Source organism: Desulfobaculum sp. (assembly GCF_054921475.1).
On the sequence record NZ_JBUDSW010000154.1, the window covers coordinates 1 to 8,838 of the forward strand.

Here is an 8,838-nt window from a genome sequence, read left to right on the forward strand (position 1 = left end):
ATCTCTAAGGGCCCACGGCCCTTAGACCTGCGGAGCAAAAACTCTTCTCCCAGCGCCAACAAACACCACCACCCTCCCCCACACAGCCCCACCACTCCGGCCAACGCCCCACAGCAAAACGCCCCAGCCCATGACGCGAAAGCTATCAAGGGTTGGGGCGGTGTTGTTTTTGGCAACCGACCTGTACGCGCGAGGGGCTAGGAGCGGCGAACGCTGTGGCAGCCACGACAGCGCGTGGGGCCGGAGTTTTCGTGGGCTTGCTGGCGGGCCTTGTGGCACCCGCGACAGCTGGCCTTGCTCTTGTGGAAGGCGTTCTTGAAGTAGCGCCCGGAGCGCATCTCGCGTGGGCAGTGCGGGGCGACCATGTCGTGACAGCCGGATGTGGAGCACTTCTCGACGCTGCCGAGGGCATTGAGCGTGTGATGGCAGTCCTGACAGGCCATTGTGACGTGGCGCTGATGCGGAAAGGGAACGCGCAGCTTTTGGGGATACATGCCGCGGGGCCGGGTGACGATAACGCGGTCTGGCCTCTTGGGGGCGTTGACCGACAGCGCGGCCACGGGGGCGAGCAGTGCGAGGAGCACTGTCAGCCCGCAGAGGGTGCGTCGCATTTAGTCCTGTCCTTTCAGATCGTACTTGTCGGCGTATCCTCTGGGGGTCAGGAGCGATGCTCCGGCAAAGCGGGTTTGGGAATTGCCGATGATGACAATGGTGAGCATATCGACGGTTTCCGGATCGAATTCATCGAGACGACAAGTACGCACATCCTGCCCTTCGCGGTAGGCGTTGCGGACGATGCCGACGGGCGTTGCAGGGTCGCGATGCTCGCGGGCGCGTTCGACGGCGCGGGCAAGCTGCCAGTCGCGGCGGCGCGAGCGCGGATTGTAGAGCACGATGACGAAATCTGCGGCGGCGGCGTGGGCCACGCGATTTTCAATGCGCTCCCACGGCGTGAGCAGGTCGGAGAGGCTGACCACGGCGAAGTCGTGCATCAGCGGCGCGCCAAGCAAGGACGCGGCGGCGCTGAGGGCGGGGATGCCGGGGACAACTTCAAAGGCAAGATCACCGAGCAGACCGCGCTGCTCGATAATTTCAAGGGCGAGGCCGGACATGCCATAAACGCCGGAGTCGCCACTGGAGATGATGACAACGTCCTGACCATCCTGCGCGGCGTCCACGGCGGCGCTGACGCGGTCGAGTTCCTTCTTCATGCCGGTGACGATGTGCTTTTTGCCGGCTTTGAGGGAGTCGGGGACGAGGTCCATGTAGGTGCCGTAGCCGACGATGGCATCGCACGCCTCAAGGGCGCGGGTGGCCATGGGGGCCAAAAGCGCGTTGTCGCCGGGGCCGAGGCCTATAACCGTCAGGGAACCTGCGCGACTGCTACGGTCACCCGGTCGCTTTTCGTTTTCTGGACGAGGAGCGTTGTCGCCCCTGCCAACAGCATTGCCGCTGCTTCGCATACGCTGGGTACTCCCATCCGCTCGATTACGCGCTGTGATGGATTGGGCGCGTCTACGGCGGAGAGTTCTTCGGATTCATAAAAAAACAGACCGACGCCGAAATCCGCGGCGGCGGCAAGCAGGCCTTCCTCGTCGTTCTTGGCGACGATGCTCCCTAGCCCGAGGATGGAGCCGAGGGCAAGGCCATTTTCCTGAAAAACGGCGCGCAGATGCTCCTGAATATCCTGCTGACTCACCCCGCGGCGACAGCCGACGCCTACGGCGAGGGTGGGCGGATTCAGCACCAGCATGCCGGGCTGCGGCGTGATGGCGGAGTGCGTCACCACAACTCCGGGCGCGCCGGAGCGCCACTCGGCAAGGCTGGCAATGGACGCAAAATGCCGGCTCCAATCGGGCAAACCGGGACTTTGCGGCTCGCGAAGCCCCAGCCAATCGTCGGGGTCGAGGACTTGGAGCACTTCGCCACTGAGGAGCGCTATGTTGGCGTCCTTGACGGCGGCAAGATTGGCGATGCCAAGGCCGCGCTCCTGCGCCATGGTGTCGAGGGAGGGCAAGTCCTCGGTGTCCGTGGCGGTGGTTACAACGGCCTGCCCGGCGGTGACGGCGGCCACGGCGCGGGCAAGGTCGTTTGCGCCGCCGAGATGGCCGGACACAAGACTGACGGCGTAGCGCCCGCGCTGGTCCACGGCCACAACGGCGGGATCGCGGTCTTTGCCGCGCAGCAAGGGCGCAACGGCGCGGACGGCGATACCTGCGGCCGTGATGAACACGTGGCGGGCGTAGCGGGAATAGGTATGGGCCACAAAGGGCACAAGACGCGGAAAGGAGGCCGCGCCAAACTCGGCGGCGAAGCGTTCGGAGACGAACAGTTCACCGCCAAGCTCGCGGGCAAGAACCCGTCCCAGACGCGCACCGGCCTGTGTTACGGCATAGATGGCGACCGCTTCATGATCGGCACGTTCCGGGACGGGCATGATGGTCTCCTGCGGTTTAGAACTGCACCTTGCGCACGGCGGACAGGAAGGCGTCGTAGTCGGCTTCGGTGTGGGCGAAGGACGTAAACGAGCATTCATAGCCGGACGGGGCGAGGTTGATACCGCTCTGGCGCATCTGCCGGTAGAAGGACGCATAGCGCTCGCCGTCGGCCTTCTGCGCGGACTCGAAGTCCACCACGGGTTCTTCGGCGAAGAACACGGTGAACAGGGACGCCACGGTATTGACCTGCACAGGGATGGACTTCTCGGCAAAGATGGCCTTTACGTCCTGCACAAGGGCGGCGGTGCGGGCTTCAAGGGCGGCATAGTCGGCCTGCTCAAGGAGCTTCACGGTGGCGAGACCGGCGGCCATGGCCACGGGATTTCCGGAGAGGGTTCCGGCCTGATACACGTCGCCGCAGGGGGCGATGCGCTCCATGATTTCGCGCTTGCCGCCGTAGGCGCCCACGGGGTAACCGCCGCCGATGATCTTGCCGAGGGTGGTCAGGTCCGGGGTAATGCCAAAGCGGCCCTGCGCGCCGCCAAGGGAGGCGCGGTAGCCGGTGATGACCTCGTCAAAGATGAGCAGTGCACCGTACTCGGTGGTCACATCGCGCAGCCCCTGCAAGAAGCCTTCGGCAGGCAGGACAAGCCCCATGTTGCCCGCGCAGGGCTCCACGATGACGGCGGCGATTTCGTCGCCATGCTTGGCGAAGACGTCGCGGACGGCGTCGATGTCGTTGTACGGGGCCAGCAGGGTGTGGGCCACGGTCTCCTCGGGCACACCGGGGGTACCGGGGATGGACAGGGTCGCAACGCCGGAACCGGCGCTGGCGAGGAAGCTGTCGGAGTGGCCGTGGTAGTTGCCAACGAACTTCAGCACCTTGCTGCGGCCGGTGTAGCCACGGGCAAGACGCAGGGCGCTCATGGTAGCCTCGGTGCCGGAGCTGACCATGCGGACCATCTCGATGGAGGGCACGGTGCGCACCACGGCGTCGGCCATTTCAACTTCCTGCGCGCAGGGAGCGCCAAAGCTGGAGCCTTTGGCGGCTGCGGCAGCTGCGGCGGCCTGCACCTCGGGGTGGGAGTAGCCAAGGAGCATGGGGCCCCAAGACATAACGAAATCAAGCAGCTTTTCGCCGTCCACGGTGGTGAGATGCGCGCCCTGCGCGCTGTCGATGAAAAGCGGGTCCACGCCGACGCTCAGGCAGGCGCGCACCGGGCTGTTCACGCCACCGGGGATGACGTTTTTCGCCAATTCAAAAAGCTTGTGCGATGTACTCATAGTGAACCTCCGGCGTCTGGGCGCGGCGCGTTAGCGCCGGTCCTTCGGCCTTGTCCCCCATACAGAAACGTCTGTGCGGGATGTAGCCATGCGGGGGGCATCGCACGGCGGTCCGTCGCGTCACTTGTGGTTGCAGCTCTGCGCCGCGCGGGCGGCGTCATCCATGGCATGCTTCGCCCCGGTGATGCGGGGCGGCGGGCAATACGCCGCGGGCGCGGCGCGCCCGTGCAGGCGGCGCCTAAAAGTAGACCATGGAGGATTTTTTGAGTTCCTTCAGGCTTTCCAGAACATCGTATTGCGTTACGCCGGTTTCCTCGATGAGTTCTTCGACGACGCGTTTGTAATCGTCCGGGGACTGGCCATGAATCATGGTATAGATATTATAGGGCCAGTCCATGCAGTTCCGGCGATGGTAGCAATGGGAAATTTCGGGGCGGGCGGCCATTTTGGCGCCAACTTCGTCAATATCAACCCCGTCCTCCACAAACCAGGCAACCATGGCATTATGGGAATACCCGGCCTTCTGGTGCCTGAGGGTTGCGCCAAAGCGCCGGATAGCGCCGTCGGCCTTGAGGCCGCGGACAAGCTCCAAAACCTCTTCTTCGGTGACGCCGACTTCGGCGGCGATATCCGCGAAGGGCGTAGGGCTGTCGGGCAGATTGCCCTGAATCCGGCGCAGAACCTCGCGCTGGGACGCGGTGAAAGTGCGTGCTGCCATATTCTCGTCGTCCTTTGCTGTTAAGGGTGGTTCGGGCGTGCACCCGAAGGACCTGTGATACCCAAGGGCTCGCCCCCTTGCAACCGCCATCCTTGCCTTGCGTTGGCGCGCAGGATATGTAGCTATGCGGCATGCCATCGGCATACGCAAACGCTGCCATCGCATCAACACCCTCTTAAACGGAGAGTCGCTGCCATATGAAGATAGCCGTGATTGGAGCTGGCGCATGGGGAACGACCCTCGCCAACGTCTTTGCCCGCAAGGGGCTGGAAACGGTCCTCTGGGCCCGCGAACGAGAAGTGGTCGGAAAGATCAACCGGGACCATGAAAACTCTTGGTACCTTCCCGGCATCACACTGGATGAGCGCCTCCAGGCCACCACCGATGTGGCCCATGCCACCGAAGGCGCTGAATACTTCGTGTGGGTTGTGCCCGCGCAGTACACCCGCAAGGCGCTGGAGGGCTTTCGCCCCCATCTGCCCAAAAAACCAACCATCATCTGCGCCAACAAGGGCATTGAGCTGAAGACCTTGATGACCATGTCGCAGGTTGTGGACGACGTGCTTGCGCCGCTGAAGCCGCGCTTTGCCATGCTGTCCGGCCCGTCCTTTGCGGACGAAGTCAGCCGCGACATCCCCACCACCGTCACCCTCGGCTGCGCTGACGAAAAACGTGGCAAGGCCATTCAGGAAACGCTGTCCTCCGAGACGTTCCGCCTCTACACCACCACGGACTACCGCGGGGTGGAGCTTGGCGGCGCGCTCAAGAACATCATGGCCATTGCCGCCGGCGTCTCCGACGGCCTGAACTTCGGCTCCAACGCCCGCGCCGCCCTGATTACCCGCGGCCTTGCGGAAATGAGCCGCCTCGGCGAAGCACTGGGCGCCAAGGCCGCCACCTTCCAAGGCCTTTCCGGCCTCGGCGACTTGGTCCTGACCTGCACGGGCGACTCCTCGCGCAACCGCCAGGTGGGCCTTAAACTCGGACAGGGCCAGCGGTTGGTGGACATTCTGGAAGAAATGCGGTCGGTTGCCGAAGGCGTTAAAACCACGGAAGCCGTTTACACGCTGGGCCAAAAGCTCGGCGTCAGCCTGCCCATCACCGAACAGCTCTACGACGTCCTCTACAACGACAAAAACCCGCAGGACGCCGTGCACGAACTCATGACGCGCGGCCTCAAGGACGAATAGTCCCGCGCGGACAGACGCGAAACGACAAACGGCGGCTCCACAGGGGCCGCCGTTTTTTGTGGGCGGTTCCCCTCGCTTCCAGCATAGCCCCCCAAAAAAGCACAAAAAAAAGCCCACCAAAAGGTGGGCTTTAAATCGCAAAGTGTCTCGCTTAGTAGCGAGGACGACGCTCGCGGGGCTTGGATTCGTTCACTTTGATGTCGCGTCCGAGGAACTGCGAGCCGTCGAGCGTCTCAATAGCCTGTTCGGCACCTGCGGCTTCCATTTCCACGAAGCCGAAACCACGGGAACGACCGGTCTCACGATCTTCGATCACACGGGCAGAGGAAACCTCGCCGTAACCAGCAAAAAGGGTCTGAAGATCTTGATTGGTGCATTCCCAGGACAGATTGCCGACATAGATATTCTTGGTCAAAATAGATAAACTCCGAATAAAGTCATCCCCGAAAAAAGGTGGGGAAGTGTGTTGTGCAGATGCTCAGATGAACACTGCACTTCGCTCAAATCGATTTGTATGTTCTACATGCAACCGGAGAACAAAGTCAAACGTTTTTCTTCTGTATTTGCAAAATAAAAAATACGAGGTGCACGCCTTTTCCCATACAATGCCCAATACACTACCTTAAACAGCACATGTAAAATCAAAACATGAACTTTTGAGCATCATTTTCCCACTATACAGCCTTCCGCCCCTTAGCCTTTCACGTTCTTTTCCCGACTAAAACCCTACATCATATCCACCGCGCACCATCACCCCCTTTCTCTCGCCTTACTGCGTGCTGACAAATGCGGTTTCGCTCGCAAAAAAGCCCCCGGACCAATCCGGGGGCTTTCATTTTTGCCATAAACACATCGCGACCGGAGCGCACTCCTATACCCCAAGCCACTTCAGCCACAGCTTGCGCGTCCGCGGGCCGTCGAATTCGCAGAAGTAGATGCTCTGCCACGTCCCCAGTTGCAGGCGTCCGTCTTCGACCACGACCATCTGGTCGCAACCAAACATGCTGGACTTGATATGCGCGTCGGAGTTGCCTTCGGCGTGGTGGTAGTCGCCCCGGTGCGGGACGAGTTTTCGCATGTTGACGACGATATCGCGCATGACGTCGGGGTCCGCGCCCTCGTTGACCGTCACCGCGCCTGTGGTGTGCGGGCACCACAGGAGGAGTGCGCCGTCGGTCCAACCCATGGCGCGGACCTTGTCCTGTACAGCGGATGTGATGTTGACCAACTCTTCCCGGGACTGCGTTGGGATGACGAGACTCTCCACAGGCGCACCTCCATTTTCCACAGGGTCACTTGAAATATCCGGCCTTAGGCTGCCGCGTTATGACCTGCCCATGCAGGTCAGCCCACAGCCCCTTTCACCACAGACAACGCGGCCCCGCTGCGCAATACGCGGCGGGGCCGAAGCGTCACGGCGCGCTAGGCGCGGTAGCCGTGGGCAAAATTCTTGTCATACAATTTCGAGACATGCTCTTCGTCATCCTCGCCGGGCAGGATGAGGAAGACGGTTTGCCGGGTAAAGCCATTCTCGCGCGCAGTCACCGCAAGCTCCGAAAGCGTCGTATAGGCGAGGGTCTCCTCGGGCCAGCCCACGCGGTAGGCCACCACCACCCGGACATCGCCCGCCAGCCCTGCGGCTTCCAATTCACTTTGAAGGCCCTCCGGGTCACCTGCGGACAGGTAAATGGCCAGCGACGTGCCATGCCGCGCAAGTTCGCGCAGACGTTCGCCCTCGGGCACGGGCGTACGTCCCTCCATGCGGGTAATAATCAGCGTCTGCGTCTTCTCCGGCACGGTGAAGGACAGCCCTGCCGCGGCAGCGCCAGCAAAGGACGCCGTGACGCCGGGAACGACCTGCCACGTGATGCCGTCGGCATCCAGCAACCGCGCCTGCTCTCGCACCGCGCCATACAAGGCCGGGTCGCCCGTATGCACGCGCACAACGGACTTTCCCGCCGCCACGGCCTCGCGGATAAGGGCGTGGGTTTCGTCAAGGTTCATGGGCGCGGAGTCGTACACTTCGGCGTCCTCGCGCGCTTCGGCAACAATGGCGCGCGGCACAAGGGACCCGGCATAGATCACCACGTCGGCCTCGCGCACAAGGCGCTGCCCTTTCACGGTAATGAGCTCCGGGTCACCGGGACCAGCGCCCACAAACCACACATCCGGTCCGTCCTGAGAGGACGTCCCTGCCCTGCGCTCCGGCGCGGCGGACGCGCCATGGGCGCGCACGGCCTCCACGGTGGCGGTAATGGCGGCAAAAACCTCATCAATGGTCATATGCGAGGTATCGATGATAACGGCGTCATCAGCGGGGCGCAGCGGGGCTTCGGCGCGGTTTCGGTCCATGTCGTCGCGCTCGCGAATCTGCTGGGCCAATGCGGCAAGATCGGCGGGCTTGCCCATCTCCTGCAATTGCTTAAACCGGCGCTCGGCGCGCACTTCCGGCGTGGCGTCGAGGAAAATCTTGCATGTGGCGTCCGGGAAAACCACGGTGCCCATGTCGCGCCCCTCCACCACAAGGGAAGTCGCGCGGCCAAGGCGCTGCTGGGCCAGCTTCTGGAAGGCCCGCACCTGCGGCAGCACCGCCACGCGCGAAGCCATCATGCCCACCTCTTCCGTGCGGATTTCCTCACCGATACGGCGGCCATTGACGAACAGCGTCGACGCCTCGCCCTCACCGGACAACGTGAACTCCAACGCGGCAAGGCGCACGTCCAAGTCGTCGGCGGCCAGCGCATCCGCCCCGGAACCAAGCTCCAAGGCGGTGGTGCGGAACATGGCGCCCGTGTCCAGATAGGCCACACCCAAGGCTTGGGCGGTGCGGCGCGCCAGCGTGGTCTTTCCTACACCGGCAGGTCCGTCAATAGTCACAATAAGCGGCTTAGGCATCGGCCAGAATCTCCTTGGCGGTGGCGATGAATTCGCGGTTTTCCTCCGCGCTGCCGATGCTGATGCGCACCGAGCGCGGCATATTGTAGCTGCCCATAGGACGGATAATAATACCGCGCTGGAGCAAACGCTCCACAAATTCGCCCGCATCCAGCGGCGAAGCGGCTGGCATCTCCGTCAGCAGAAAGTTGGCCTGCGAGGGATGCACCGTAAAGCCCATCTCCGTCAACTCCGCGCGCAGATACTGCCGTCCTTCACTTACAGCGCGGCGGGTGGCGCGGACAAAATCCGCATCCTCAAGGGCGGCAAGCCC

Annotated in this window: 10 protein-coding genes and 1 pseudogene; 1 reads left to right on the forward strand and 10 read right to left on the reverse strand. The window is 62.7% G+C overall.

From position 1 onward, the window contains the following. Nucleotides 1–197: 197 nt before the first annotated feature. From ACY69P_RS10740 to ahbB, 5 genes are all read right to left on the reverse strand, one after another. Entirely contained in the window at nt 198–611 is a 414-nt protein-coding gene (locus ACY69P_RS10740; RefSeq protein WP_462327464.1) for a cytochrome c3 family protein, read from the reverse strand. Then, nucleotides 612–1,319: a precorrin-3B C(17)-methyltransferase gene (cobJ, locus tag ACY69P_RS10745; RefSeq protein ID WP_462327465.1), complete on the reverse strand. Its 708-nt coding sequence runs from the start codon at nt 1,317–1,319 to the stop codon at nt 612–614. 44 nt (nt 1,320–1,363) lie between these two features. Beyond that, entirely contained in the window at nt 1,364–2,437 is a 1,074-nt protein-coding gene (locus ACY69P_RS10750) for a cobalt-precorrin 5A hydrolase (RefSeq protein WP_462327466.1), read from the reverse strand. Nucleotides 2,438–2,453: 16 nt separating this feature from the next. Beyond that, nucleotides 2,454–3,722 carry a glutamate-1-semialdehyde 2,1-aminomutase gene (gene hemL, locus ACY69P_RS10755; protein ID WP_459900442.1) on the reverse strand — a complete coding sequence of 423 codons (1,269 nt, stop codon included), beginning with the start codon at nt 3,720–3,722 and terminating at the stop codon, nt 2,454–2,456. Nucleotides 3,723–3,960: 238 nt separating this feature from the next. After that, nucleotides 3,961–4,440 (reverse strand): siroheme decarboxylase subunit beta, encoded by a 480-nt coding sequence (gene ahbB / locus ACY69P_RS10760; protein WP_404843833.1) that lies wholly within the window; start codon nt 4,438–4,440, stop codon nt 3,961–3,963. A gap of 197 nt (nt 4,441–4,637) precedes the next feature. Here ahbB and ACY69P_RS10765 point away from each other — a divergent pair, with 197 nt between their 5' ends. Continuing rightward, complete coding sequence (locus tag ACY69P_RS10765) at nt 4,638–5,630, forward strand: NAD(P)H-dependent glycerol-3-phosphate dehydrogenase (RefSeq protein ID WP_462327467.1); 993 nt, start codon at nt 4,638–4,640, stop codon at nt 5,628–5,630. A gap of 151 nt (nt 5,631–5,781) precedes the next feature. On the opposite strand, the gene ACY69P_RS10770 is transcribed toward ACY69P_RS10765, so the two are convergent. The 5 genes and pseudogenes from ACY69P_RS10770 to ACY69P_RS10790 all read right to left on the reverse strand — a co-directional run. Continuing rightward, complete coding sequence (locus tag ACY69P_RS10770) at nt 5,782–6,045, reverse strand: RNA recognition motif domain-containing protein (protein ID WP_404843835.1); 264 nt, start codon at nt 6,043–6,045, stop codon at nt 5,782–5,784. Between the two features lie 456 nt (nt 6,046–6,501). Next, nucleotides 6,502–6,897 carry a secondary thiamine-phosphate synthase enzyme YjbQ gene (locus tag ACY69P_RS10775; RefSeq protein WP_462327468.1) on the reverse strand — a complete coding sequence of 132 codons (396 nt, stop codon included), beginning with the start codon at nt 6,895–6,897 and terminating at the stop codon, nt 6,502–6,504. 155 nt (nt 6,898–7,052) lie between these two features. Beyond that, nucleotides 7,053–7,874 (reverse strand): precorrin-4 C(11)-methyltransferase, encoded by an 822-nt coding sequence (gene cobM / locus ACY69P_RS10780; protein WP_462327470.1) that lies wholly within the window; start codon nt 7,872–7,874, stop codon nt 7,053–7,055. Nucleotides 7,875–7,883: 9 nt separating this feature from the next. After that, nucleotides 7,884–8,525 (reverse strand): annotated as a pseudogene (cmk, locus tag ACY69P_RS10785) ((d)CMP kinase); the annotation flags it as partial. Continuing rightward, the coding region (locus ACY69P_RS10790; RefSeq protein ID WP_462327469.1) for an aminotransferase class I/II-fold pyridoxal phosphate-dependent enzyme at nt 8,518–8,838 on the reverse strand (321 nt) is incomplete at its 5' end. The gene ACY69P_RS10790 and the pseudogene cmk, both read right to left, overlap by 8 nt.